Annotated in this window: 1 protein-coding gene and 1 pseudogene; both read right to left on the minus strand. The window is 68.9% G+C overall.

Going from position 1 to position 1,367, the window contains the following annotated elements; genetic code table 11:
* Positions 1-619 (minus strand): annotated as a pseudogene (locus PGX04_RS33255) (hypothetical protein); the annotation flags it as partial.
* 131 nt (positions 620-750) lie between these two features.
* Positions 751-1,367, minus strand: a 617-nt coding sequence (locus tag PGX04_RS33260; protein WP_273742377.1) for an SDR family oxidoreductase, incomplete at its 5' end; no start/stop codon positions are given.

Below are 1,367 nucleotides of genomic sequence, written 5' to 3' on the forward strand. Positions count from 1 at the left end.
CGACGGCGACGGCACCGATCGCGGGGGCGAGTCCCCACTCGAGCGAGCGCCCGGCGGCGTAGTCGACGTCCGTCAGGAACACCGCCGAGAGACAGCCGAAGAGCGCGAGCGTGCCGTATTTGCCGCCGAAGCCGCCGAACGATTCGGCCGTCGCGACGAACGCGAGCCCGGAAACGAGTCCCGCCAGCGCGACCCCCTCGATCGAGGGGAACACCGCCGGCGAGGCCATCCCGACGAACGATCCGCAGTAGGCCGCGCCGTCGATCCGCGGGAGTGCGAGGCCGACGACCAGCCCAACGAGCGCGGACGCGAGAACCGGGCCGAGATCGGCGTGGACGCTCAGTCCGTAAGTGAGCACCGCCGCGGCCGGGACCGCGAGCGCGTCGACAGCGTCCGTGCGATCGAACCCGGTCGCATCGAACTCCCAACCAGCCGGATCGAACGTCCAGAGGCGGTGGCGCTCCGTCGCGGCGACGACGGTTCCCGCGAGAACGACCCCGAACTGGACGCTCAACAGTCCGGTCGGCGGGTCGGCCGGTGCACGAACGGCACCGAAGAGCAATGCGGCGGGCGTCACGACCAGCGCGAGGTATCCAGCGATCTGAGCCGGCCCGTACACACCCCGACTCGGCCGAGGGGAACTGAGAGTATTTCGATTCGAAATCGGGAGCCGACAGCGATTCGACACCAGTTCGCCGAGCGGAAGTACGAGGGAATTAGATGGCGTCCCAAGCTGCGGTGGCGACCGCCTCAGCTCCGCAACAGGCCGCCGTCGATCGGGATCTCGGCCCCGTTGACGAAGCTCGCGTGCGGACTCGAGAGGAAGGCGACGACGTCGCCGAGTTCGCGGGGCTCGCCGAGGCGGTCCATCGGAATGTCGCTCGCCAGTTCGGTCAGCCCCGCCTCGTAGTCCTCGTAGGCGCCGCGCTCGATGCCGGACTCGACGAGTTCCTCGATCCGGGCCGTCTCGATCGTCCCCGGAAGGACCGCGTTGGCCCGAATGTCGGGAGCGAACTCCCGCGAGATCGTCTTGACGAGACCGATCACGCCCCGTCTGACCGAGTTCGAGAGCAGGAGGCCGTCCGCGACCTCCCGGACCGTTCGCGAGGTGATGCACGTGATCGTCCCGTACTCGGATTCGAGCAGGTGCTCGTGGCTCTCCTCGATCGTCCAGACGACGCTCATCACCAGCAGGTCGTAGGCCTGATACCAGTCCTGTTCGTCGGTCTCGAGGAAGGTCGTACTCGGCGGGCCGCCCGAGGAGGTGACGAGGTGGTCGAGCCCCCCGAACGCGTCGACCGTCTCGCGGACGAGCCGGGAGACGTCGTCGGGGTCCGTGAGGTCGGCCCGGACGGCGAGCACGTCGC

It is taken from the genome of Natrinema soli (genome assembly GCF_028618695.1).